Source organism: Pseudarthrobacter sp. MEB009 (assembly GCF_030208875.1).
Lineage (GTDB): Bacteria > Actinomycetota > Actinomycetes > Actinomycetales > Micrococcaceae > Arthrobacter.
The window spans coordinates 273,167-296,847 of record NZ_JARVTC010000013.1 but is presented as its reverse complement, the minus strand read 5'-3'; the positions used below and the strand labels follow the sequence as shown (position 1 = coordinate 296,847).

The 23,681-nt window shown below is 67.4% G+C and carries 19 protein-coding genes and 1 pseudogene; 9 read left to right on the top strand and 11 right to left on the bottom strand.

Features of this window, described 5'->3' with window-relative positions; translation table 11 throughout:
• Positions 1-424 precede the first annotated feature (424 nt).
• The 5 genes and pseudogenes from QRN07_RS19775 to QRN07_RS12640 form a co-directional block, all read right to left on the bottom strand.
• Entirely contained in the window at positions 425-2,404 is a 1,980-nt protein-coding gene (locus QRN07_RS19775) for a bifunctional metallophosphatase/5'-nucleotidase (protein ID WP_502934793.1), read from the bottom strand.
• A gap of 210 nt (positions 2,405-2,614) precedes the next feature.
• Positions 2,615-4,047 (bottom strand): annotated as a pseudogene (locus QRN07_RS19770) (choice-of-anchor I family protein); the annotation flags it as partial.
• A gap of 212 nt (positions 4,048-4,259) precedes the next feature.
• Positions 4,260-5,474: a formaldehyde dehydrogenase, glutathione-independent gene (gene fdhA, locus QRN07_RS12650; protein ID WP_285241184.1), complete on the bottom strand. Its 1,215-nt coding sequence runs from the start codon at positions 5,472-5,474 to the stop codon at positions 4,260-4,262.
• Positions 5,475-5,540: 66 nt separating this feature from the next.
• Positions 5,541-6,950 (bottom strand): ferredoxin reductase, encoded by a 1,410-nt coding sequence (locus QRN07_RS12645; protein WP_285241183.1) that lies wholly within the window; start codon positions 6,948-6,950, stop codon positions 5,541-5,543.
• The gene (locus tag QRN07_RS12640) at positions 6,947-8,251 is read right to left on the bottom strand and encodes an aromatic ring-hydroxylating oxygenase subunit alpha (RefSeq protein ID WP_050687667.1); all 1,305 of its coding nucleotides are present in this window, start codon (positions 8,249-8,251) and stop codon (positions 6,947-6,949) included. Before QRN07_RS12640 ends, QRN07_RS12645 begins: the two co-directional genes overlap by 4 nt.
• A 160-nt stretch (positions 8,252-8,411) precedes the next feature.
• On the opposite strand from QRN07_RS12640, the gene QRN07_RS12635 reads away from it, so the two are divergent.
• Positions 8,412-9,344 (top strand): LysR family transcriptional regulator, encoded by a 933-nt coding sequence (locus QRN07_RS12635; protein ID WP_285241182.1) that lies wholly within the window; start codon positions 8,412-8,414, stop codon positions 9,342-9,344.
• A gap of 81 nt (positions 9,345-9,425) precedes the next feature.
• Here the strand turns inward: QRN07_RS12635 and QRN07_RS12630 are convergent, their stop codons facing one another.
• The 4 genes from QRN07_RS12630 to QRN07_RS12615 all read right to left on the bottom strand — a co-directional run bounded on the left by QRN07_RS12630 (position 9,426) and on the right by QRN07_RS12615 (position 14,315).
• Positions 9,426-9,629 carry a hypothetical protein gene (locus QRN07_RS12630; RefSeq protein ID WP_050687663.1) on the bottom strand — a complete coding sequence of 68 codons (204 nt, stop codon included), beginning with the start codon at positions 9,627-9,629 and terminating at the stop codon, positions 9,426-9,428.
• A 78-nt stretch (positions 9,630-9,707) separates the two neighbouring features.
• On the bottom strand, positions 9,708-11,735 hold the full coding sequence (locus tag QRN07_RS12625; protein ID WP_285241181.1) for a BCCT family transporter: 2,028 nt from the start codon (positions 11,733-11,735) through the stop codon (positions 9,708-9,710).
• A 372-nt stretch (positions 11,736-12,107) separates the two neighbouring features.
• Positions 12,108-13,214: a GTP pyrophosphokinase gene (locus tag QRN07_RS12620; protein ID WP_056600131.1), complete on the bottom strand. Its 1,107-nt coding sequence runs from the start codon at positions 13,212-13,214 to the stop codon at positions 12,108-12,110.
• 54 nt (positions 13,215-13,268) lie between these two features.
• Positions 13,269-14,315 carry a LacI family DNA-binding transcriptional regulator gene (locus QRN07_RS12615; protein ID WP_285241180.1) on the bottom strand — a complete coding sequence of 349 codons (1,047 nt, stop codon included), beginning with the start codon at positions 14,313-14,315 and terminating at the stop codon, positions 13,269-13,271.
• A 160-nt stretch (positions 14,316-14,475) separates the two neighbouring features.
• Between QRN07_RS12615 and uriH the strand changes: the two genes are divergently transcribed.
• From uriH to QRN07_RS12600, 3 genes are read left to right on the top strand one after another with little or no spacing between them, the layout of a single operon-like run.
• Entirely contained in the window at positions 14,476-15,510 is a 1,035-nt protein-coding gene (gene uriH / locus QRN07_RS12610; RefSeq protein WP_285241179.1) for a uridine-preferring nucleoside hydrolase UriH, read from the top strand.
• Positions 15,511-16,938, top strand: coding sequence for a uridine transporter UriT (gene uriT / locus QRN07_RS12605; RefSeq protein WP_285241178.1), 1,428 nt, complete (start codon positions 15,511-15,513; stop codon positions 16,936-16,938).
• Positions 16,935-17,900 carry a ribokinase gene (locus QRN07_RS12600; protein WP_285241177.1) on the top strand — a complete coding sequence of 322 codons (966 nt, stop codon included), beginning with the start codon at positions 16,935-16,937 and terminating at the stop codon, positions 17,898-17,900. Before uriT ends, QRN07_RS12600 begins: the two co-directional genes overlap by 4 nt.
• Before the next feature lie 20 nt (positions 17,901-17,920).
• Here the strand turns inward: QRN07_RS12600 and QRN07_RS12595 are convergent, their stop codons facing one another.
• On the bottom strand, positions 17,921-18,166 hold the full coding sequence (locus tag QRN07_RS12595) for a hypothetical protein (RefSeq protein ID WP_285241176.1): 246 nt from the start codon (positions 18,164-18,166) through the stop codon (positions 17,921-17,923).
• A 243-nt stretch (positions 18,167-18,409) separates the two neighbouring features.
• Between QRN07_RS12595 and QRN07_RS12590 the strand changes: the two genes are divergently transcribed.
• The 5 genes from QRN07_RS12590 (at position 18,410) to QRN07_RS12570 (ending at position 22,628) form a co-directional block, all read left to right on the top strand.
• Complete coding sequence (locus QRN07_RS12590) at positions 18,410-19,348, top strand: alpha/beta hydrolase family protein (RefSeq protein ID WP_285241175.1); 939 nt, start codon at positions 18,410-18,412, stop codon at positions 19,346-19,348.
• A 51-nt stretch (positions 19,349-19,399) separates the two neighbouring features.
• Positions 19,400-20,341, top strand: coding sequence for a carbohydrate kinase family protein (locus QRN07_RS12585; protein ID WP_285241174.1), 942 nt, complete (start codon positions 19,400-19,402; stop codon positions 20,339-20,341).
• Positions 20,342-20,371: 30 nt separating this feature from the next.
• Positions 20,372-20,923 carry an MFS transporter gene (locus QRN07_RS12580; protein WP_350224291.1) on the top strand — a complete coding sequence of 184 codons (552 nt, stop codon included), beginning with the start codon at positions 20,372-20,374 and terminating at the stop codon, positions 20,921-20,923.
• Between the two features lie 46 nt (positions 20,924-20,969).
• A complete protein-coding gene (locus tag QRN07_RS12575) occupies positions 20,970-21,932 on the top strand; it encodes a LysR family transcriptional regulator (RefSeq protein ID WP_285241172.1) in 963 nt (320 codons plus the stop codon).
• Between the two features lie 132 nt (positions 21,933-22,064).
• A complete protein-coding gene (locus tag QRN07_RS12570; RefSeq protein ID WP_285241171.1) occupies positions 22,065-22,628 on the top strand; it encodes a DoxX family protein in 564 nt (187 codons plus the stop codon).
• 44 nt (positions 22,629-22,672) lie between these two features.
• On the opposite strand, the gene QRN07_RS12565 is transcribed toward QRN07_RS12570, so the two are convergent.
• Entirely contained in the window at positions 22,673-23,680 is a 1,008-nt protein-coding gene (locus QRN07_RS12565) for a fumarylacetoacetate hydrolase family protein (RefSeq protein ID WP_285241170.1), read from the bottom strand.
• Position 23,681 lies beyond the last annotated feature (1 nt).

The window sequence follows — 23,681 nt, the reverse complement described above, 5'->3', positions numbered from 1 at the left end:
CATTCAGAGAAGAACAGTCCTTCGAAGCTGGCAGCCTTCGCTTCCTGGTTTGTGCCCGTGCCGGTCTCGATCAGGTGGGCGGCATATCGCAGAACGCGTAGCTCGACGTCGGTGAACGCCCCAGGCTGCGATGGCGTCATCAGTCGCTTGCCGAACCCCTCTCTGAACTGCAAAAGCACAGTCTTCTGCAGGCCGCAGTTTCCCATCCAGCCGTAATTCCCTGCTTGTCGAACCGATAGCCGACGTTACGTAAAGTAAAAGTAATCCAAGCGCATTTGATCCAAGAAATACTTTCTCTGCGCCAATGCTTTGCGGCTTCACGTGCTGCGTGCTGCGTGCTTCGAACTGGCCACAACACAACGGCGCCCGGACTCCGTCAAGGAAGCCGGGCGCCGTCATTGGAACCGGTAGGAACTGCCTAGAATCAGCTGTCCGCGGCCATTGGAGCGGTCCGCCGGCGGCGGATGACCACCAGCAGTCCGCCGAGCAGCGCCAGCAGGAGGCCCACCCCGGCCAGCGTCAGGGTGGCCCCAGTGGTTGCCAGGTTGCCGGTCAGGTTGGCATCGCTGGTGCCATTGCCCGCGTTCCCGCCGTCGGTCCCGCCATTGCCTGCGCCTGGAACAACCGTGCCGTCGCCCGGCACAACCGTCCCGTCGCCCGGAACAACGGTGCCGCCGTCGCCTGACCCGTTGCCGCCGTCGGGAATGTCCGCGGCCAGGATGGCGCGGCCCAGCGGCGCCGGTTCAACCACGGGGTGCGCTTCGAAGTACTGGACCGTGGCAACCAGGTCGCTCTGCCCCGTGTCCGTGACGCGCCCGCCCTGGGCGAAGGTGGTGAAGTTGTCGCCGCCGGCGGCCAGGAAGGAGTTGGTCACCACGCGGAAGACGTCCCCGTCCGCCACGGCCTTGCCGGCGAACGCCACGGAGACCACGTGGCTGCCGCGCGCTGCCGCCGGGTCATAGACGTAGCTCAGCCCGTCGGAGATGCCCAGGTGCAGCTTGGGCCGGGACGAGCCATCCGGCTGCCACTGCTCTTCCAGGATGGCCTTGAGCTGGGCCCCGGTCAGGTCCAGCGTCACCAGCGTGTTGCCGAACGGCTGCACCGCCGCGACGTCCTTGTAGGTCAGCACGCCGTTGGTGCCGTAGAGCAGGTCTGCGCGGAGCCCGCCCGGGTTCATGATGGCGATCTGGGCCGCCTCGCCGGCGAATGACTCGTTGGACGTGGCCCAAAGCTGGATGTCCGCAGCCAGGTTGCCCAGCGATGATTCCACGCCGCGGTCAGAGCCGTTGGTGCCGCCGCGGAGGATGTCCGCGGTAATGGAACCGACTTCGACGGCGCCGGCCACCTCCGCCTGCGCTGCCGCCTTGGCCACGGTCTCCGCCACGGTGGCGAGGGGTTCGAACGCCCCGACGATCTGGGCGTCATCCCCTTCGCCGACGGTGGTGGTCAGGGACAACAGTCCGCCGGCCAGGGAGACGATGTCCTTGGTCGTCGGATCCACTTCGATGGTCAGCTGGTCCAGGGTGGTGCCGTACTGGTGTGCCTGCAGGACCGGGCGCTCCAGACCGGTGTTGCCCTTGACCGGGAAGGAGCAGGCGTAGGACTGGTGCGTGTGCCCGGACAGGATCGCATCGATGTGGGGGGAGGAGTCCCGGACGAGCTCGCCGTAGGTGGTGTCCTCGGCCGCGATGGCTGCGCAGTCACTGCCTGCTGACCCGTCGTGGGCCAGCAGCACAATCACGTCGGCCTCGCCGTTTGCCGCGTCGCCGTCCGAGAGGTTGCGGGCCACGCGGTTTGCGGCGGCTGTCTGGTTCCCGAACTCGATGCTTTCGATGCCGTCCGGTGAGACCAGCGCGGCGGTCTGCTCGGTCACGGTGCCGATGAAGGCGACCTGCACACCATCAACCTCCCGGATCGCGTACTCCTTCAGCGCCGGCGTTTCGGTGCCCTTGAGGTAGACGTTGGCGCCCAGCGCGAAGTCGGCGGCTTCCGCGCCCGATGCGGGGTCGCCCGCGGCTGCGGCGTAGCGGGGGATAACGCGGTCGGTGAGGTCGGCGAAGCCGGCATCGAATTCATGGTTTCCGACGGCGGACACGTCCAGCCCGGCCTGGGCCAGCGCATCGATGGTGGGGTTGTCCTGCTGGGAGAAGGAGGTGAATGTCGACGCGCCGATGTTGTCGCCGGCTGAAACGAACAGCGTGTTCGGGTTTTTGTCCTTCAATGCCGTGACGGCACCGCCCAGGACGGCGGCGCCTGCTTCAGCGCCGTTTGCTTCGATACGGCCGTGGAAGTCGTTGATGCCCAGGACCTGGATGGTGGTGGTGTCCTTCGGCTCCCCAACCCCCAGCCCGTCGATGCCGAACAGGGTGGTGGTCCCGGAGACCTCGTTCCCGACGGCGAGCATCGGCTTACCGGTGGGGGAATCCCCGGCGGGGATGAAGGCCAGGCCTTCGGGACCCAGGTCGCCCGCGGCACCAAGCGTGTCCACGCCGTCGTCCTCGACCGAGACGGCGAAATCACGGTTGTTCACGTACGTCACGAACGTGCTGTCCTCGGGGGTGGAGATGTCGTAGACGGCGACGCCGCCCACGCGTTCGAAGCCGACAAACGCGTAGGTCCGGCCGCCCACCTCGCCGATCGCCAGGTTCTCCGGTTCGGGTCCTTGTCGTCCGAGCGCCCTTCAAGGTTCGATTCGGAGTGGTTTGAGTTGAAGAACTCCGGGTTGGCGGCGTGGCTGATCCGCTCGAAGTCGTCGCCGGAGTCGAAAACCTGCCGCCCGTCGGTGGTCCAGATGGAGAAGGAGCGGGAGCCGAACGAATACAGTTCCCCGTAGCAGTCACCGGCGGCACCCAGGCCGGTGGCGGTGGTGACGGTGAGCCGGCCCAGGTCGCCGTCAGCGGTCAGGTCAGCCAGCGGGCTGTCTGCGCAGATTGGTGCCAGGCCGTCCTTGCCGAGGTCCTTGACCCGGGCGCCTTCCACGTAGTCGCCCCATTCGCGGGCATCGCCCTCGTTGGCAGTCACTAGGTAGGTGGCGCCGCCGGCGGTGTAGGCGTTGATCCCGTCGGGCATGTACATGCCGTTGAGGCCCTCGAAGGTGCGGATGTTGAACGCCGGGGCGTCTTCGGGGTCGCGGTCCGAGGCGTCGAGTCCCTGGCCTTCAAGGCCGTGGTCCTTAAAGCCAAGCGGCCAGACGTCCTCCACCGTTGCGGTGGCCAGGTCCACCACGGCCACAGCGTTGGCTTCCTGCAGCGCGGCGTAGGCTTTGCCGCCGTCGATCGCGATGTATTCGGGTTCGAGATTGCGGGATACCGGGTGGTCGGCGCCGTGTGGGGCGGGGCCGAAGACGCGGACGTCCGCCGGCAGGGTTTTCGTCCCGCCGGCCTCGAAGGCGTGGAAGGTGGCGGTGCGGACAGCGGACTGGGCGGGTGCCGCCAGGCCGGTGGGAAGGGCGACGACGGAGACGGAACCTTCGGGGTCCACCGTGAAGTCGTCCGAGGGTTCGCCCTCGTTTGCGACGACGGCGCGGCTGCCGTCCTTGGCGATGGTGACCATGTCCGGAAGGGCTCCCACCGTGACCCGGCCGAGGGCGACGGGGGCGTCGGCGGTGGCGTCGAAGAAGAGCAGGGAGCCGGCGTCGGTCTTGGTGGGTGCCTCCAGGGCTATGGTGCCCAGGCCATCGGCGCGGATGGCGACGGAGTTGGCCACCCCGCCGCCGGCGTCGCCGATCGAGAAGAGCTTTTTGGGGGCCGACGGGTCTGCGATGTCCAGGACATCCACGACGGCGGCCTGCGCGTTGACCACAAACAGCCGCTGGGTGGCCGCGTGGTAGGCCACGATTTCCGCCGCGGACTCATCAAACTGGCCGGTTTCATAGGACCCGAGGGCCGTCAGCGAAAGGGCTGAGCCGGTGGCCGGGTACGTGATGGGCGAGGGGACGACGGCGGCCGAGGCCCCCGGTGCCACGACGCAGGATGCTGCGAACGTGAGCGCTGCAGAAGCCACCACGGCACGGGCAAGCCCGCGTGGTGCGCGTCTGGATATCGGCATGGGTTCTCCCAGGAAAGGACGAGTGATACGTCCTGTCTAACCACGCCAGGCGACCGGAGGGTGAACGGCGGGTGTCCGGGGCTCCGGATGGGTACCGGTCCAGGGGTCTCGGGAGGCAGGGAGCAAAGCAGAAAAGGGAGGGCGCCCAGGGTGCCCTCCCTCTCCTGCGCTGACCAGCCGGAATGGACGGTCAGCAGTGGTACATCCGTGACTTAGTTGCTGAGGTAGCCGTTCGGATCGAGGACGTACTTCGTGGCGGCGCCGGCATCGAATTCGGCGTAGCCCCGCGGTGCGTCCTCAAGCGGGATCGAGGTGGCGTTGACGGCCTTGGCGATCTGGATCCGGTCGTGCAGGATGGCCATCATCAGCTGGCGGTTGTACTTCATTACGGGGCACTGGCCGGTGGTGAAGGACAGCGACTTGGCCCAGCCGGTACCCAGCGACAATGACAGGGAGCCCTTCCGGGCTGCCTCGTCCGAGGCGCCGGGGTCCCCGGTGACGTAGAGGCCGGGAATGCCCACGGACCCGCCGGCTGCGGTGAGGTCCATCAGCGAGTTCAGGACGGTGGCCGGTGCTTCGGCGGCGCCGTGGCCATGGCCGCGGGCCTCGAAGCCGACGGCATCGATGCCGGAATCGACTTCCCGGACGCCGAGCAGCTGCTCGATCTGGTCGGCCGGGTCGCCGTCGGCAACGTTGACGGTTTCGCAGCCAAAGGAGCGGGCCTGGGCCAGGCGGTCCGCATTGAGGTCGCCCACGATGACCACTGCAGCACCGAGGAGCTGGGCGCTCGCTGCTGCGGCAAGGCCTACGGGTCCGGCGCCGGCGACGTAGACGGTGGAGCCGACGCCGACCCCGGCGGTGACGGCGCCGTGGAAGCCGGTGGGCAGGATGTCGGAGAGCATGGTCAGGTCCATGATTTTTTCCAGGGCCTGGTCCCGGTTCGGGAACCGCAGCAGGTTCCAGTCGGCGTAGGGCACCAGGACGTATTCGGCCTGGCCGCCCACCCAGCCGCCCATGTCCACGTAGCCGTAGGCGGAGCCGGGACGGTCCGGGTTCACGTTCAGGCAGATCCCGGTTTTGCCCTCTTTGCAGTTCCGGCAGCGGCCGCAGGAGATGTTGAAGGGGACCGAGACGATGTCGCCCACCTTGATGAACTCAACGTCGGGCCCGGTCTCGATGACCTCGCCCGTGATCTCGTGTCCCAGGACAAGTCCGGCGGGGGCCGTAGTGCGCCCGCGCACCATGTGCTGGTCCGACCCGCAGATGTTGGTGCTTACGGTGCGCAGGATGACCCCGTGCGGGACCTTGCGGCCCACATTGACGGGATTGACGCCGGGCCCGGCCTGCAGTTCAAAGGTGGGGTACGGGGTATCGATGATTTCAACGATTCCCGGTGCCTTGTACGCAACGGCTTTGTTACCTGTCATTGAATGGCTCCTATGGTTGGCGGTCTGTGGTTCAGGTGTGCAGCGGGGAACGGCAGCGGGGAACGGCTAGGCATCGATCACCATGTCGGTCTGCGCGGTGGAGCAGCAGGGCAGGAACTTGCCGGCATCGATTTCACGGGCCCGGATGCCGCCCTGGTGGTTCATCTCCACTTCCCCTGAAAGCTTGACGACCTTGCAGGACCCGCACATGCCTTCCTTGCAGTTCGCGCCGATCCTGACCCCGGCCCGCTGGGCCACCCCCAGGATGTGCTCGGTGGGGTCGATCCGGACGTTGATGCCGGTGCGCATGAAGGACAGGGTGAGGCTGCCGGTTCCCACGGTGTCGAAGCTTGAGGCGTCAGGTGACGCGGCCTGCGGTTCCTGGCTGGCGCCGCCGTCGTTCGTCGAGGCCCCGTCCCGGTCCACGGTTTCCAGCTGCAGCCCCGTGGCCTCCAGGGTGCCATCGGCGTCGTAGCCGGGTTCGTAGAGTCCGAATGCCGCGGGCTGGCCCTCGTAGTAGACCTCGGCGGAATCGGCGATTTCCTCCGCGATTTCCTCCGCGATGTCCGCCGCCAGCGCGAGCTCCGCCTGGTATTCGAGGAGGGTCTGGCGATCCCCCGTGAAGAACTCCATGTAGATGGAGGTGTCATCCACGCCCACCTTGCCCAGAAGCTCGGTGGCCGTGTTCAGGTAACCCTCGGGACCGCAGGCGTAGACCTGCCGGCCGTTGGCGTCGGGTGCCACCTCGTCGAGCATTGCCGCTGTCAGCCGTCCGCTGAGCCCTTCCCAGCCCTCCGGCTTGTTGCGGTCGCCCAGCGAGTAGAAGATCTTGACGCGGGAGTCCACGGAGGCGATGTAGGCCAGCTCCCGGTGGAAGGCAAAGCCGCCGGCCTCCGCGCCGTGGTACAGCACCACAACGTCGGCATGTCCGGGCAGCGAGTGGATGGTCCGCAGCATCGACATGATGGGCGTGATGCCTGCGCCGGCGGCGAGCAGCAGGTACCTGGCCCGCCGGTCGGCGTCGGGCAGGTGGAAGGCGCCAACGGGTCCCAGCATGTCCAGGACGGTGCCGGGTTTGACGTTTTCGTGCACCCACGGTGAAACCAGCCCGGTGGGGTCGGCTTTGACGGTGATGTTGAAGGTCCACGGTTCCGTGGGCGAACTGGACAGCGAGTAGCTGCGGTCCACCGGGTCCTGGTCCGCACCGTTCACGGGGAAGGCGATGTTCACGTACTGGCCCGCGCGGAACGCCAGGGGCGCACCGTCGCAGCGGCGGAACACGAAGGTCATCATGCCGCCCGCCTCGGGAACGGTCTCGACGCATTCGGCCATGAACTCCTGGGGATGCCACGGGCCCAGGGCGCGGGCGGCTCCAGCGGGTCCGTCGGTGGTTCCCATCACCCTGTTCCACGGCATTTCAAGACCGCGAATACGCTGTGGTTCCTGAATGGCCGCCTCAGGGAGGAGCTCAATCATGCCAAGTGCTCCTGAACACGCTGCACGTACCAGTTGATGAATGCCTCGACCTGGTATTCGCTCTTCATGTACGGGCCAGGCTGGTAGGCGGGGCTGCCGGCACCCTTCTGGCACAGTTCCACAAACGCCTTGTCCTGCAGGTTGGTCTGCTCCCAGGTGTAGGTGAGTTTCGCCAGGTCGTAGTCAACGCCTTCCACGGCGTCGTCAGCGACGAGCCAGGTGGTGCGCACCAGCGTCTGGTGCTCGTTGACCGGGAAGACACCGAACGTGATGACATGGTCGCTCTGGAAGTGGAACCAGCTGTTGGGCTGCAGGTGCATCGAGCAGCGGCCCAGGCGGAAGTCCCGGAGGTCGCCCAGCAGCTTCTTGGAGAGCCGGCGGCCGTCGGGCGAGAAGGACTCGCCTTCGCCGTCGAGCGATTCCCGGGAGATGCGGATTCCCGCGATGCGGGTATCGAGTTCCTCGACGACCTCGTAGGGCAGGCCGTACCGGCGGCAACGCTCCTCCAGGGAGGACTGGGCTTCCTTGTTGCGGTCCCAGACTTCCTCGAGGTGCGCCGGGATCAGGCCTTCGGTCAGGCCCCAGGTGGGGAAGAGGGAGCAGGCGAGTTCCGGGTGGCCGTCACAGTGGTAGCACTCACGGTTGTTCTCCATGACGAGCTTCCAGTTGCCCTCTTCGATGATGTTCTGCTGGTAGGCGATTTTCGTCTTCGCCAGATCGTGGGGCGCGAGGTAGGGCTCGAAGATTTTCCCGGTTTCGTCGAAATCAGTCGGGGGTTCATCGGCGATGCAGACGAAGATGAGTCCCGCGAACTCGCGGCTGTGGGCGCGTTTGAGGCCGAAGCAGCCCTTGTCGAACTTCGTTTCGCCCGGTGCGGAGGCGTGGATCAGGTCGCCGCTGGGGGCGTAGGTCCAGGAGTGGTAGCCGCACACCAGGTTCCCCGTGGTGCCGGCGGGTTCGGTCAGGACGCGGGCGCCGCGGTGGCGGCACACGTTGTGCAGCACGTTCACGCCGCCGTCGTCATTGCGGAGCACGATCAGCGAGTAGGGGCCGTAGTCGACGGTGACGTAGTCGCCCGGCTCCGGCAGCTCGGCGACGCTGGCTGCAAAGATCCAGTGCTGGCCGAAAATGGCCTGCATGTCAATGTTGAAAATCGTCGGGTCTGTGTAGAACGGGGCGTCGAGGGAGTATCCCGTGCGCCGGAACTCGAACAACTCGGTGATCTCCGCCAGCTGCGCTGCAGGCAAGGACGATGCGAGTTTTCCGCGGGAATTGAGGGGCAGGCTCACAGGAGCAGTCATGTGTTTCCTCCGGGGAAGGCTGGGTAAAGGTGCGGTTTGTTAGAGCCGCGGGGTGGATGGCGCCAACCGGCGTTTTCAAAAGCGTGTAATCACGAGATTAGGGATCATCGACCTGCTACAAAAGCGCAAGATTCTGGAGGGGACCGTGCACAATGGGTGCATGATCGATCCAAGGCTCATCACCCTTCGTGTGTTCGCCCGCTGCGGCACCGTAGGGGCAACCGCGGAGCTCACGGGCTACTCGCCTTCTGCCGTGTCCGCGCAATTGCGGGAGCTCCAGCGGGTGCTTGGCATGCAGCTGCTGACGAAGGACGGCAGGGGGGTGCGGCTGACCGCCACGGGCCGCTATCTGGTGGCGGGATCCGACGCAATCATTGCGGAATGGGAGGCTTTGCGGGCTGCCGCCATGGAGGCCGGCGACCAGATACCAAGTCGTTTTGGACTCGGCGGATTCTCGACGGCGGCAGCCCAGTTGCTTGCGCCGCTGGCCGCCACGCTGCGCTCCACCCGCCCCCTGCTGGAGGTGCAGGTCCTCGAGGCCAACCCGTCCCGGTGCTTCGACTTGCTGGTTGCGGAGCGGATCGATCTGGCCGTCATAGTGGCGATGCAAGCCGACACATACGGTGAGGACGATCCGCGTTTCGAGCAGACCGTCCTGCTCGACGATCCGCTGGACGTGATCGTCCCTTCCACCCATCCGTTGGCGTCGCGGGAAACGGTGACGCTCGAAGAACTTGCGTCCGAGCCGTGGATCACCGAGGCCGCAGGTTCCACGTACCACGCCCTGTTCACCGCGGCATTCACCGCGGTGGGGGTGACCCCACGGATTGCCCATGAGGCCGTGGAATGGGAAACCCAGATCGCTTTTGTGGGCGCGGGCCTGGGTGTGGGGCTGCTGCCGCGGCTGGCACCCCTGCGCAACGCAGAAAATGTGACCCGGCTGCGGATTACCGGCAAGGGGAAACCCGTGCGCCGCATCATCGCCGCGGTCCGCAAGGGCAGCATCGCCTCGCCCCTGATCCAGGAGTCCCTCGGAATCCTCCAGGTCACAGCCAACCGGATCCTCACCGCCCGGCCGGAAGACGAAAACTAGGCCCTGGTCAGCCGTGCCGAATTGAGGGCACGGCTGAGCGGTCCAGGACTGGAGTGCCCTGGACCGCTCAGTGGAGAACTCTTAAGGCTGACGGGAAAAGCGGGAACCGAGATCGCTGTCGACGTACGAGCCGGGACGGGTCCCGGTGGTGTGCTGGCAGTTGCAGCCGCCATCGAGCTGCAGGCGGACGGTCACGGGAGTTGCGGACTCCAACCGGACGTCGACGAAGTCTTTTCCGTCGGTGCTGACCCGGAGAACCTGTTCGGGGACGTTGAGCTGGGACATGGGGTTTGCCTTTGCTGGGGATGGGGAGGGTGGGTCCAGGCGGCACGGGCCGGGGGAAGCCGTGTGCCGCCTGGGGTGTTACTGACTGTTTTGCTGACCGGTTCCGGACTGGGTGCCCACTGCAGGGATGCTCCCCGTGGGAGTTCCGCCCTGGCAGTCAGTCTCGGGGCAGTTTTCGCCGCATTCGTGGCGGGTGACGAGGTCGAATTGGATGCCGCGGTGTTGTTCGACGCCGGTGCGGATGGCGCGTTCGACGACGGAGGTGGCGAGGCGGCGGTGGAGGGAGAGGGGGTCGCGGCGGAGGTCTTTGGCGAGGGCTATGCAGAGGAGGAGCATGACGATGACGAAGGGTAGTGCTGCGACGATGGTGATGCGTTGGAGTCCGGCGAGGGCTTCGGAGGGGACGTCGCCGCCGGCGAGGAGCATGACGGCTGCGACGGCGCCGGTGAGGCAGCCCCAGAAGATGACGATGGGTCGGCGGGGGTGTTCGGCGCCGTTGGAGCTGAGGGATCCCATGACGATGGAGGCTGCGTCGGCGCCGGTGATGAAGAAGATTGCCACGAGGACCATGGCGAGGATGATGACGGCGGCGGTGGCCCAGTCGGGCATGCTGAGGTTTTTGACGAGGTCGAAGAGGGAGCCGTCGAAGTTGATGGAGGGGCTGCCGTTGACCATGGTGACCAGGCCGGGGGTGTTGTTTGTGTCGGCTTGTTGTTGGATGTTGATGGCGGCGCCGCCGAAGATGGCGAACCAGATGACGCTGACGACGCTGGGGACCAGGAGGACGCCGGTGACGAATTGGCGGATGGTGCGGCCGCGGCTGATGCGGGCGATGAAGAGGCCTACGAAGGGTGTCCAGGAGATCCACCAGGCCCAGTAGAAGATGGTCCAGCCGGAGAGCCAGGTGCGCAGGGCGTCATCGCCGACGGCTTCGGTGCGGGAGGACATTTCGGCGAGGTCCCGGACGTAGTCGCCGACGGCGGAGGGGATGAGGTTCAGGATGAACAGGGTGGGTCCGACGAGGAACACGATGAGTGCCAGGACGACGGCGAGGATCATGTTGATGTTGGAGAGCCATTGGATGCCGCGGCTGATGCCGGAGACGGCGGAGGCGACGAAGCACAGGGTCAGGATGGCGACGATGACCACGAGGACGGGGGTGCCGATTTGTCCGAACCAGCCGTTGGAGGTCATGCCGCTGCCGATTTGCAGGGCGCCCAGGCCCAGGGACGCGGCGGTGCCGAAGAGGGTGGCGAAGATGGCGAGGATGTTGATGAATTTACCGACGGGGCCTTCGACGACCCTGACGCCGAAGAGTGAGGTGAAGGCGACGGAGATCAGTTGCCGGCGGCCCAGGCGGTAGGTGCCGTAGGCCATGGCGATGCCGACCACTGCGTACATGGCCCAGGGGTGCAGGGTCCAGTGGAAGATTGAGGTGGCCATGGCGGTCTGGATGGCGGCGGGGGTGCGGCCGTCCACGGTCCCGGGCGGGGGCGAGACGTAGTGGTAGAGCGGTTCGGCGACGCCGTAGAACATCAGGCCGATGCCCATGCCGGCGGCGAACATCATGGCGACCCAGGACACGGTCCGGAATTCGGGTTTCTCCCCGTCCTTGCCCAGGGGGATGTTCCCGAATTTGCCCATCGCGAGCCACAGGACGAAGACGACGAACAGGGAGGCCAGGAGCATAAAGAGCCACCCGGTGTACTCCATCACCCAGTTCAGGGCGCTCGTTGAGCTGGCGGACAGGCTGTCCCGCCCCACAAAGCCCCAGACCACAAACGCAATCGCAATCGCGCCCGTGATGCCAAAAGTGACCTTATCCAGGGTGAGTTTATGGTTGCGGCGGTCCGCAACGGCCCGCTCAGTCCTGGCGCTGCGCAGCTCCTCCATGATCTGCGCGTACTCGCCGGCTTCCGGCAGGGTGGTCGCGACTTCCTCCGGGTCGAGGACAGCGGGGTTGGTGTCTGCTTCGCTGGAGACAGCAACTGCCGGCGGGGTTGTGCGGGAAATTTCGCGTTCTTCGCGGCGGGAGGATTTTGCCGGCGTGGTATCGGCAGGAAACTCCTCGGGCGGATGGGATTTTAAGTCACTATCAAAAGCCATGAGCGGGTCCTTTTGCTCGGAGAGGCATGGGCGTGCGGTCTGGCAGGCCCTCGGAGGTCGGCGCGGACGGGAGGTTGGGGGCCTCGTCCGGTGCGGTGACCTTGGTGTTGCCGTCGACGATTTGCACTTCGTGGGTGCGTACCGGCAGTTCGGCCGGCGATGCGGCGAGAATTGATATGTTTAAATTACCTAGAGAGATATATCAGTGAAGTGTAGGGCAGGACCGGTTGGGTGTCCAGAGTTTTTTCGTGCCCGTGCATCCCACTGAGCGCATTGGCGCGCGGGGACGCACCCGCACGCCCGCATGGACGGGCGGCATGCGGCCTTGATCCGGAGGATGCCGGTGGGTCCCGAGGCGGATCCCGCAGGTTTCTAGGCCTGCGTGAGCCGGTACCGTTCGATTTGCTTGAGCCGGCGCTGGAGGCTGTCGCGCCGCGGGTGGGGGATGGTGTCCGGTGATTCCGCGGTGAGGTCGATGTGCTTGGTGCCGTACTGCCAAAGCAGCAGGTCATCCAGCAGCCGGTCCGGACCGGGGGAGTAGCGGTGGTCAAGGGCTTTGCGGACCTCGGTGATCCGGTTGGCGCTCAGCAGCCCCGCCAGCTGGACAGTCTGGTTGAGCCCGTGCGCTGCCATCAGTTCGGCGGCCCAGCCCCAGTCGTCGTCCACCTTGCGGTCCACGTGCGGCAACAGCGTACGCCACACGTCGCGGATCCGGTTGGGCGTCAGCGGGGCAGCCCCTTCGCCCTCCAGGTCCCAGAAGCTGCGGACCTGCTCGTAGCTCTCGTTGAGCTCCGAGAACGCTGTCTCCACGGTTTCCAGCATGGCTGCCGTGGCCGTGAACTGCCGGTCGAACTGCGGCGTCCACGCGCGCGGATCCTCCGCCTTGAAGCGGATGTCGTGCTCGATCTCGCTCCAGGCGTGGGCGAAGACGGTGCGGATTTGGCATTCGAAGAAGTAGCTGCCGTTGGGCTGGGCTTCCGGGTTGAATGCCTGCTGGTATTCCTTGACGGACTCGTTCTGGATGGTCCGCAGGATCAGGTGCCGGCTGGAATAGCCGTAGGTGCCGGACTCAATGGAGCCGATGTCCTTTTCCCGGTCGCCGCGGCAATCAAACAGCTGGCGCTGGCGCTTGATCAGGTTGGCCACCGCGGCATTCTCCGCCGGCAGCTTGGTGATCACCCGGATGCCCACCATGTCGTTCAGGGTGCGGAACGGGTCCGGGAACTTCAGGACGGGCGGGCCGCCAGGCTCCAGCGGCTCCTCAATCCGCGAGATCTTCTCCCGGAACGACGCCACCGTTTTGGTCCGCCCGGTGACGAACAGCGGTGTGACGTCCGTGTCCTTGAGCATGTCGCGGAGGGTCAGCAGGACATCCCTGGTGACCAGTTTCAGGGCCGGCCGGACGCGCGTGTAGATCTCCACGTTCTGTTCCACGGATTCGCGGAGCGTGGCGTCCAGGTTTTCCCAGTTACTCGGCATGGTCTTAGCTTACGGCGGGGCTGTGACATCCCAAGGCGCCGCCGCGGCGTGCAGTTAATCCGCGGCAGCGGACGTGGAACCACGCACCACCAGGGAGCTCTCCAGCGTCACCTCGGACTGCACCAGGGCCTCACCCTGCATCAGCCGGCGCAGCTGCGCGCCGGCTTCCAGTCCAAGGGGTGCGGCGGGCAGATGGACGCTGGTCAGGCCGGGATTGCTGGTGGCCGAGTAGGGCAGGTCGTCAAAACCCGCCACGGCCAGCTCGCCGGGGATGTCCACCCCGGCCACGCGCGCCTCCTGCAGCACGCCGTAGGCATGGGTATCGGTTCCGCAGACGACGGCGGTCACCCCCTCCCGCTGCCACTGCGTCCACGAGGTGGCGAAAGCGGCCGCGGCAGCGCCGACGTCGATGGTGGTGGCGATGATGCCGTCCGCGGGGGTGCTGATGCCCAGCGCGGCAGCCTCGGTGAGGAACGCCCTGCGCCGGACGGCGAACGTGTCCGTGCCGGTCACACTGTCCACGTAGGCCACTTTTCGGTGCCCCTGGGCGGCCAGGTGGGCAGCAAGCTGGCGGGCGCCATGGGCCACGTCAAGGTTCACGGCCGGTGCGAACTCCGCCAGGCCCGGTGCGTCCAGCAGCACCAGTGGGCCGGCTGCTGACAGGTCCGCCAGGAAGTCCGCGTTGGGTGCGTCCACCAGGAGCCCGGCCGGACGCAGCGACATCAGCCGCCGCACGTCGTCGGCCTTGGGGAACCGTCCCGAGTCCGTCACCGAAAGCAGCAGCTGGTAGTCCGGACCGAGGGACTCGCGGACGCCGCTGATCACCTTTGCAAAGAACGGGTTGGAGATGTCAGGGGCCACCAGGATCACGATCGAGCTGACACCCCTGGCCAGCGAACTGCCGATCCCGTCCACCACATAGCCCAGCTCGGAGATGGCCTCGCGGACCCGGGTGATGTTGTCCCCGGAAACCCGGCCTGCGGTTTTGCCGTTGGCCACCAGCGACACCGTGGCCACCGAAACCCCCGCCCGCTCCGCCACCATGGCGGCAGTGATCCGGCGCGGCCGCGCGGGTTGCTGCACCTGCTCTGCCGAATCCATCCCTCGATCGTAGTCGGCAACAGCCCCCGCCAGCCACCGCAATGCATTAAGCGTTTGACGCGCATGCCGCACAGACCAGCGTTAAGCGTTTGACGTAAACCGGAGGCAGGTGTCATGATCGCTTCTGGAATGCTTCAGTACCCTGCCCCGGCAGGCCCCAATGACGTGGAGAACGATCGTGGAACCCAACCCCCAGCCCACCGCCCCCCGGAAAATCATCCTGGACTGCGACCCCGGCCATGACGACGCGGTGGCCCTGCTGCTGGCGCACGGCAGCCCGGCCATCGATCTGCTGGCCGTGACCACCGTGGTGGGCAACCAGACCCTGGCAAAGGTCACCCGCAACGCCCTCGCCGTGGGCACCATTGCGGGCATCACCGGCGTGCCTTTCGCCGCCGGCTGCGACCGCCCCCTGGTCCGCAGCATCGAAACCGCGCCGGACATCCACGGCGAATCCGGCATGGACGGCCCCGCCCTGCCGGAGTCCACCATCGAACTGGACCCGCGCCACGCCGTCGACCTCATCATTGACACCGTCATGGCACACGAGCCGGGCACCGTCACCCTGGTCCCCACCGCCGGCCTGACCAACATCGCCATGGCGGCCCGCAAGGAACCCCGCATCGTGGAACGCGTCAAGGAAGTTGTCCTGATGGGCGGCGGCTACCACGTGGGCAACTGGAGCGCCGTGGCCGAGTTCAACATCATCATCGACCCAGAAGCCGCGCACATTGTGTTTAACGAGAAGTGGCCCGTGGTGATGGTGGGGCTGGACCTCACGCACCAGGCCCTGGCCACCACGGACGTGGTGGAGCGGATCGACGCCATCGGCACGGGTCCGGCCCGCTTTGTCCGTGAACTGATGGACTTCTTCGCCGCCACCTACAAGGACGCCCAGGGCTTCGACTTCCCGCCGGTCCACGATCCCTGCGCCGTGGCGTACGTGATCGACCCCAGCATCGTCACCACCCGCAAGGTCCCGGTCAACATCGAACTCCAGGGCGCACTCACCCTGGGCATGACCGTGGCGGACTTCCGCGCCCCCGCGCCGGCGGACTGCACCACCAGCGTGGCCGTTGACCTGGACCACGCCAGGTTCTGGGACCTCGTCACCGATGCGCTGGTCCGGATCGGGGACCCGCACGACGGCGGCAGCCAGTCCACCGCGGACCTCGCCACCGCAGGGGGAAAGTAAATGTCTGCCACCCTCACCGCCCCCGTCACGGGCCGCGGCAACATCGCCGCCCTGATGACAGCCCTGCTGGCCGCCTGCGTGGCCTTCCAGCTCAACGCCTCCATGCTCAGCCCCGCCCTGGTGACCATGGGCGAGGAGCTCAACACCAACCAGGCAGTCATCGGCCTGTCCCAGACCTGGTTCTTCACCGCCGCCGCCCTGTTCTCCCTGTTCCTGCCGCGGCTCTCTGACATCATCGGCCGGAAGAAGGTCCTGGTGGGCATGATGGTGCTGATGGCCGCAGGGTCCGTCATCGCCGCCCTGGCCCCGGACGTCACCTGGCTCTTCGTGGGCCGCATCATCCAGGGCATCAGCGGACCCACCGTGCCGCTCTGCCTGATCATGCTGCGCTCCGCCGTCAGCAACCCGCGTAAATACGGCACCCTGATGGGGCTGATCACAGCCGTCAACGGCGGCGTGGCCGGCGTGGACTCGTTTGTGGGCGGCTACTTCGCCGAGCACTTCGGCTTCCGCAGCATCTTCTGGCTGATGGTGGTCCTGGCCCTGGCGGCCACCGCACTGATCGCCTTCCTGGCTACCGAAAGCAAGCCCGCGGCCGGTACCCGGATGGACTGGCTGGGTGTGTTCTTCATCGTGGTGGCCGTGGGCGCGCTGCTCACAGCCCTGAATGAGGGCGCCAAACTGGTGGGTGCCTTCTCCAGTGGCACGCTGGTGCTGAGCCTGGCCTTGGTGCTGGTCTCCGCCGCTGCGTTTTATGCCTTCTGGCGCACGGAACAGCGGACCAGCCAGCCCATGGTGGAAACGGTGCACCTGCGCCAGCGCTCCACCTGGGCGCCGCTGCTCACCACCACCCTCACCATGACCGGCATCTTCGCCGTGATCAACGGCATTGTCCCCGCCTATGTGCAGGCCGCCGGGCCGGGCTTCGGCGTGGGCCCCACCGAAATGTCGCTGCTGATCCTCACCCCGTACGCCCTGCTGGGCTGGCTGGTGGGTCCGCTCAGTGGCCGGCTGGCCCCCGTCCTGGGCTACACCAGGGTGCTCCGGATCGGGCTGCTGGGCAGCGTGGCGGCGCTGGCCATCATCGCTTTCCTGGGCTTGGGCAGCCTGCCCATGATGATTGTGGGCACGGTGTTGCTGGGCATTATGTACGCCGGTACGGTCAACATCATGCTCAACGGTCTTGGTGTGGTCCTCTCCCCGGCAGGCAACCCCGGGTTCCTTCCCGGCATGAACGCCGGCGCGTTCAATCTCGGCGCCGGGCTCAGCTTCCTGGTGCTTCCCGCCGTGCTGGTGGCCACCGCCGGCCTGGCGGACGCGAAGGCGTCCTACCTCACCGTTGTGCTGGTGGGCCTGGCGCTGACGGTGGCCGCGTTTGCTGCCTCGCTGCTGATTCCCAAGCCCGTTGAGGCTGAGGTGGCCGAATGAGTTCCGCAGTGCAGGCCCCCGGCCGGATCGTCGTCGTCGGGTCCCTGAACGCGGACCTGACCATCTACTGTGAACGGCTGCCGGCCCCCGGGGAGACCGTCCACGGCAACGGCTTCGCCGTGAATCCCGGCGGCAAAAGCGCCAACCAGGCCGTGGCTGCCGGCCGGCTGGGCGGTACCGTCTCGCTGGTGGGGGCTGTGGGGGACGACGCCAACGGCGCCATGCTGCGTGAGTCGGTTGCCGGCGCGGGCGTGGACGTGCGGCATGTCCGCATGTCGCAGGAGCCCACCGGTGTGGCCGTCATCGCGGTGGACGCCGGCGGCGAGAACAACATCATCATTTCCGCCGGCGCCAACGGGACGCTGGTGCCGGCCGACGTGGCAGGCGCGTCGGACGCCTTGGCGGGTGCCGCCGTCGTGAGCCTGTGCCTTGAGGTGCAGCTGCAGACCGTGACGGCCGCCGCGCAGGCAGCGCACGACGCCGGTGCAACAGTGCTCCTGAACCTCTCGCCGTATGCGCAGATCCCCGCAGCCCTGGCCGGGCTGACGGATGTGCTGCTGGTGAACGCGCACGAGGCTGCGCTGTTCCTGGGCGGCGCCGGCATGCCCGGCCCTGAGGCGCCGCTGTCCGAGTGGGAGGACGTCCGGCTGCGCTTTGCGGACCACGGTGTGCGCCGTGTCCTGCTGACCCTCGGCGGGGCAGGCTCCGTGGTGCTGGATTCCCTGGCCGAACCGCCGGCGGTGACCCGGGTTGCCCCCACCACCGTTAAGGCCGTGGACACCACCGGCGCCGGGGACGCATTCACCGGTGCGGTCGCTGTCAGGCTTGCCGCGGGCGATGCGCTCGCCGAGGCCGCGGCGTTCGCGTCCGTGGCGGCCGCGCTGGCCACCACGGCCAAGGGCACCCAGGCGGCCTACCCTTCCGCGGCGGACGTGGAAGAACGGCTCCGGCAGGATTCCTAGGCCTTCCGGGGCGCGGGGGCTTAGCCGGGCCGCCGGACCTGGCGGTGGTCGTAGAAGTAGATCCGGTCATGGACCTCGAGACCCACGGATCCCTTGTTCACAACAGCCAGCCGGCCGTGCCGCCTGCCCGTGAACGGATCATCGCCGATCAGCACCTCGCCCACCTTGTAGTGCGGACGGGGTGCGACGCCGCGCCGGCCGATGCGGCCGAACAGTGCAGACACCCGTCCCGTGCGGACCTGGCCGGCCCCTGGCTTCTCCCACATACATGCCCCCTTATCAACAGCACCGTTGCTGCCATGCAGTGAGTGCAGTTTCGGACGCCCCTTGACGGTTCGCTCGTGGCCCGATATGCACCTTGTTACGACAGTAGCCCCATCCGTCACTCGTGTAACACCCTTCGGAGATAACGCCTGCATCACATTTGACCGCCCCGGATGCGCGCCCGGACCGGGCGGCATCCGGGGCCCTGGGACGTTCCCCCGTTCCACCCGCGATAGTGTCGGAACATGACTGGCTTCCGGCGTCGAGCGCTCCTGGCCTCAGTTGCCGCGGCCGCGCTGGCAGCCTGCAGCCCGGCTTCGGAGCCCGGCGCCGGGCGGACGTCGACCACGCAACCATCCACGGGGGACCCCATCGAAGACATCACTGTTCAGCGGCACCGCTACACCTACGGCGACGATCCCAGCCAGTGGGGCGAGCTGTTCCTTCCGGAAAGCCCCGCCAGCAGGACCAGCCAGGGCGTGGTGGTGGTAATTCACGGCGGCTACTGGCGTGCGCAGTACGGTGCCGAGCTGGGCGAGCCGCTGGCCAGGGACCTTGCCGCCCACGGCATGGCAGCCTGGAACCTGGAATACCGCCGCGCGGGCAACGGCGGCGGCTGGCCGGAAACCTTCCAGGACGTTTTGGCCGGCATCGACAGGCTTCGCGGACTGGCCGGGCAACACGGCCTTGACCTGGCCAACGTGGTGGCGCTGGGCCATTCAGCCGGCGGGCACCTGGCGGTGTGGGCGGCGGGGCGTTCCCGGTTGGCCGGGTTCGGTCCCGCCCCGGAGCAGGACGGGCTGGGCAGCGGGCCCGACGCCGTCCGGCTCGCGGGTGTGGTGAGCCAGTCCGGCGTCCTGAACCTCACCGAGGCGGAGAAACTGAATCTCAGCGACGGGGCGGTGGCCAACCTGCTGGGTGGGCCGTCGTCGGACTTCCCGGACCGGTACCGGGCCGCGGATCCCATGAATGCCCTGCCGTTGGACGTTCCCGTGTACGCCGTCCATGCGGTGGACGACACCACCGTCCCGCTCGCCATGTCCACCAGTTACACGGACGCGGCCCAGGCGGGGCACCAGCCCGCCCATCTGGTGATGGTGCCGGGAGACCACTTTTCGCTGATCGACCCGGGGGCCGCGGCGTATGCCAGGTGCCGGGGACTGCTCCAGGGGCTGCTGCGCTGACCGGAGTGAAACGAACTGCTGCCGGACCCACTTCTCTGGCAGAGTATGTCCATGCTCACAGTTATCGGCGAAGGCCTTGTTGACGTAGTCCAGCGCGCCTCCGGAATCGAAGCCCACGTGGGCGGTAGCCCGCTCAATGTTGCGGTGGGCCTGGCCCGCCTGGACCACCCGGTGCAGTTCATCGGCCGGTACGGCCGGGACGCGTATGGCGACTCCGTGGCCGCGCACCTGCGCGCCAGCTCGGTGATGCTGCCGCAGGGGCCCGACGGCCTGCCCACCAGCGTGGCCACCGCGTTGATTGACGACGACGGCGCCGCCACCTACACGTTCGACCTCGCCTGGGAGCTCCCCGGCCTGGCCGACAGGATCGCCTTTATGCTGCAGGGCACCACGCTCCTGCACACCGGATCCATCGCCACCATGCTGGCTCCCGGCGCCGCTGACGTGCTGGCCGCCGTCGAGTTCGCGCACCCGTCCGCCACCATCAGCTTCGATCCCAACTGCCGCCCCAGCATCATCACCGATGTGGACTATGCGCGCGGCCAGGCCGAGAAGTTCGTCGCGCTCGCCGACGTGGTCAAGGCCTCGGATGAGGACCTGGCGTGGCTGTATCCGGGCCGGGACGTGCTTGAATCGGCGCGGCACTGGCTGGCGCTGGGCGGCTCCGAAGGGCCGGCGATGGTGGTGGTGACCCGTGGCGCCGACGGCCCGTGGGGCATCACTGCCGCCGGCGTTGCCGAGTACCCGGCCCCTTCTGTGACTGTGGCTGACACCGTGGGTGCCGGGGATTCCTTTATGGCCGCTTTGCTGTCAGGCCTGGTGGACCGGGGGCTGGACGGGGCGCAGAACCGTGACGTGCTCCGCGCGCTTTCCGCCGAGGGCCTGGGCGAGCTCCTGGCTCACGCCGCCCGCGCCGCCGCAGTCACCGTGTCCCGGCCCGGCGCCAACCCGCCCACGCGCGCCGAGCTGAACGGGGCGTTGGGGGAGGGTTAGGCCGGCGTCCATCCGTCCCGTGGATGGCAGATCGGCGCCCCGGCCGCAGTCACGCTGTTCGGGGGCATCGTGTTCTACGCCCTCATCGTGCATCTGCCGTATGTCATCACCGGCCTCGGCGTTGCCGACGCGGCACTCATCGGGCTCGCCGCAGCCATCGCATCCCTCGCCACCGCAGCGGGCGCCATCTCCTTCCGCTTCCTGGTGAAGCTGGGCACGAAGAACCTGCTGGCGCTCGCCTTCGGTCTGGCCGCCGTGGGACTTTCACTCGTTTCCGTTGCCGGGAATGTTCCGCTGGCCATTGCCGGTGCCGTCATCGCCAGCGCGGGAACCGGTGTCCTGCTGCCCACCCTCCTGACCTGGGCCGTGAACGGACTCGAATACCAGCAGCGCGGCCGGGGCACCGGCATCTGGACCGGAACCTTGTTCATCGGCCAGTTCCTGACTCCCATCGTCCTCGGCGCGGCCGCGGCGGGGTTGGGCAGCCTCGGGTTTGCCCTGGGCGCCTTGGGCATCGCGTGCGCGGTGGCCCTCCTCGCCGTCCTGGTCCGGGGACCGCGCCTGGTGCCGGTCAGCCATTAGCCGGCCCTCGGAAGGGCGGAACTCCGGGCACGGATAACCTGTGGGTATGAAGAACCTGGACCTGAACCTGCTGCCCCAACTTCAGGTCCTCCTGGAACTACGCAACATCTCCCGGGCGGCGGAGCGGCTCCAGCTCAGCCAGCCGGCCACCAGCGCGGCGATGGCCAGGCTCCGGCGCCATTTCGACGACGAACTGCTGGTCCGAAACGGCCGCACCTACGACCTCACGCCCTTTGCCCAGTCGTTGGTCCCGCTGGTTGATGAAGCCATGCTTCACATCCAGCGGGCCACGCGCGTGCGGTCCGGGTTCGACGCCGCCACCAGTGAGCGGGAGTTCATCATCGCCGCCTCCGACTACGCTGCGGCGCTCATCGTCGGACCGCTCCGCGGGATCCTGCGGGAAGAAGCACCGGGCGTCTCCGTGGACTTCGTCCCCACCGCAGGCTCCGGGATCCAGGGCCACATGGCCGACTACTCCAGGATCGACCTGCTGGTGGGACCCACGGGGTACCAGATGCAGGGAGCCAGCAAACAGCTTTTCCGTGACAGTTTTGTGGCCGTGGCCGACGCTGGCAACCCGCTGCTCCAGCAGCCGTGCCTGACCCTCGAACACCTGACCGCGGTGCCCCACGCCGTCGGCTATTTCGGCGAGGGCATCAGCACCCCCGCGGACAAGCTGTTCGAAGCGCGCGGCATCCAGCGCCGGGTGGCCGCCGTGGTGGCCGGCTTCCTCTCCCTGCCGCTCCTGGTCGAAGGCACGGACCTTGTGGCACTTGTCCCGCGGATGCTGGCCGGACGGGCGCAGCGCGGCGCGGACATCGCGGTGCTGGAGTTCTCCGGCGGGACCGAAGCATCCCTGGTGGAGGCCATGTACTGGCATCCGTCCCAGGCGGAGGACCCGGCAAACGTGTGGCTGCGGTCCGTGGTCCAGCGCTCCTGCGCCCGGCTCCACGAGCTCTTTCCCGTCAACGCGCATCCGGTGGCTATCCACGCGGCGGATACCCCGTAAGCTCACGGCTGGTGCCTGCTGCCGGAGGGGTGTACCCTGCCCGATTCTCTCCTGTGACGCGGTGGTCGCTCAGCCGTAGACTCATGCTGGAACGAGCCGTGCAGCGACTCAAACAACCCAAGGAGGACTGTTATGAGCAATGTAACCACCAGCCCTGAGGCGGCGGCCGCCGCGCAGACCCTGTTCCGGGTGGCTCTGGGAGGGGTTCTCGTGGCCCATGGATCCCAAAAACTTTTCGGCTGGTTCGGCGGGGGAGGCGTCGAAGGCACCAGTGAGGGCATGCACGCCATGGGGTTCCGCCCCGCTAAGGCAAGCGCCGTCCTTGCGGGCGTTGGTGAAGCAGGAGCCGGGCTTGCCTTGGCCCTGGGTTTGGCCACCCCTGCCGCGGGCGCCGCTGCCGCAACCACCATGGGCGTCGCGGCCAGCGTCCACGCCCCGAACGGTTTCTTCGCCCAGGAGGGCGGCCTCGAGTACCCGGCCGTCCTGGGCCTGGCTGCCGCCGCGTTCACTATTGGCGGCTCCGGACCGTACTCCCTGGATGCGCTCACCGGCCATATCCTGGACCGGCCCTGGATGCGGATCACCGCCTTGGCTGCGATCCCCACCGCCATTGCGGTCCAGGTCTACCGTCGGCGGCAAGCCCTCGCCGCAGACTCCACGGCTCCGGCTGCCGGCACTGCCGCGGAAGGCGCCTGAGCCCGTCTCCGGGACCAGCCGAAACCCGGATGGGGAGGGGCTGTTCAGCGCAGGGCGTCTCCGGAAGGAGCCGCAGCGGCAACCCGGTTGCGTGGACGGGTCCGGGCGGGAACCCGGGTCGCGGCCTCGCGCCGGGTGCCGACGGTGTTTTCGATGGTTCCGATTCCTTCCACCGTCATCCGGACCACGTCGCCGGTCTTCAGCGGCGGGGGAGTCTGGGCGCCGTTCCGGCCCCAGAGTTCGGCGAGGCAGCCGCTGCCGCAGGTGCCGGAGCCCAGCACGTCGCCGGGCCGCACCACCGAGTCCTGCGAGGCATAAGCCACCAACTCCGCGAACGGCCAGCCCATGTTGGAGAGCAGGTCCTGGCCGATCGCCTCACCGTTGACCTCGACAGCCATGGAGATGGGCAGGAACCCCTCGGCGTCGTGCCGGTCCTCGAACTGGTCCGCCGTGACAATCCACGGGCCGAGCGTATTGGCGAAGTCCTTGCCCTTGCAGGGCCCAAGGCTGACCTTCATTTCCCGGCGCTGCAGGTCGCGCGCGGACCAGTCGTTGAGGACGGTGTACCCAAAAATGTGCCGGTGGGCCTCCTCCGCGCCCAGGTTCCGCCCGTCGCTGCCCGGAACGCGGCCGACGACGGCGGCCACTTCCGTCTCAAAGTCCAGGTCCGTACACCCGGCCGGAATACCGATGACCGCACCGGTGCCTGTCACCGTGTGCGGGTTGGTGAAATAGAAGGTGGGTGCTTCGTACCATTCGGGCACCACGCCGGCCACGCCATCGATGCTTTTCCGCACGCCTTCGACGTGTTCCTCAAACGCCACGAAGTCGCGGATGGTGGCGGGCTCCAGCGGGGCGAGCAGGCGCACGTCCGCCAGCGGAACGGCAGCAGCGGAACCAACCACCTCACGGGCGAGTGCCAGCGTCTCCTCAAGTCCGGCGTCGAGCAGCGTCTGGACGGACTGGCCTGCGGGCAGGGCATAGCAGTTTCCACCGTCCACAAAGCCGGACTGCGTCCCGCCGTCGTGATCCCAACGGGCAATCTTGACCATG

Bases quoted from the DNA above. Each gene is read 5' to 3' on its own strand.
- QRN07_RS19775 (WP_502934793.1), bottom strand. From the start codon at position 2,404: ATGCTCGCCGTCGGGAACGAGGTCTCCGGGACCACCACCCTGTTCGGC.
- fdhA (WP_285241184.1), bottom strand. From the start codon at position 5,474: ATGACAGGTAACAAAGCCGTTGCGTACAAGGCACCGGGAATCGTTGAA.
- QRN07_RS12645 (WP_285241183.1), bottom strand. From the start codon at position 6,950: ATGATTGAGCTCCTCCCTGAGGCGGCCATTCAGGAACCACAGCGTATT.
- QRN07_RS12640 (WP_050687667.1), bottom strand. From the start codon at position 8,251: ATGACTGCTCCTGTGAGCCTGCCCCTCAATTCCCGCGGAAAACTCGCA.
- QRN07_RS12635 (WP_285241182.1), top strand. From the start codon at position 8,412: ATGATCGATCCAAGGCTCATCACCCTTCGTGTGTTCGCCCGCTGCGGC.
- QRN07_RS12630 (WP_050687663.1), bottom strand. From the start codon at position 9,629: ATGTCCCAGCTCAACGTCCCCGAACAGGTTCTCCGGGTCAGCACCGAC.
- QRN07_RS12625 (WP_285241181.1), bottom strand. From the start codon at position 11,735: ATGGCTTTTGATAGTGACTTAAAATCCCATCCGCCCGAGGAGTTTCCT.
- QRN07_RS12620 (WP_056600131.1), bottom strand. From the start codon at position 13,214: ATGCCGAGTAACTGGGAAAACCTGGACGCCACGCTCCGCGAATCCGTG.
- QRN07_RS12615 (WP_285241180.1), bottom strand. From the start codon at position 14,315: ATGGATTCGGCAGAGCAGGTGCAGCAACCCGCGCGGCCGCGCCGGATC.
- uriH (WP_285241179.1), top strand. From the start codon at position 14,476: ATGACGTGGAGAACGATCGTGGAACCCAACCCCCAGCCCACCGCCCCC.
- uriT (WP_285241178.1), top strand. From the start codon at position 15,511: ATGTCTGCCACCCTCACCGCCCCCGTCACGGGCCGCGGCAACATCGCC.
- QRN07_RS12600 (WP_285241177.1), top strand. From the start codon at position 16,935: ATGAGTTCCGCAGTGCAGGCCCCCGGCCGGATCGTCGTCGTCGGGTCC.
- QRN07_RS12595 (WP_285241176.1), bottom strand. From the start codon at position 18,166: ATGTGGGAGAAGCCAGGGGCCGGCCAGGTCCGCACGGGACGGGTGTCT.
- QRN07_RS12590 (WP_285241175.1), top strand. From the start codon at position 18,410: ATGACTGGCTTCCGGCGTCGAGCGCTCCTGGCCTCAGTTGCCGCGGCC.
- QRN07_RS12585 (WP_285241174.1), top strand. From the start codon at position 19,400: ATGCTCACAGTTATCGGCGAAGGCCTTGTTGACGTAGTCCAGCGCGCC.
- QRN07_RS12575 (WP_285241172.1), top strand. From the start codon at position 20,970: ATGAAGAACCTGGACCTGAACCTGCTGCCCCAACTTCAGGTCCTCCTG.
- QRN07_RS12570 (WP_285241171.1), top strand. From the start codon at position 22,065: ATGAGCAATGTAACCACCAGCCCTGAGGCGGCGGCCGCCGCGCAGACC.
- QRN07_RS12565 (WP_285241170.1), bottom strand. From the start codon at position 23,680: ATGGTCAAGATTGCCCGTTGGGATCACGACGGCGGGACGCAGTCCGGC.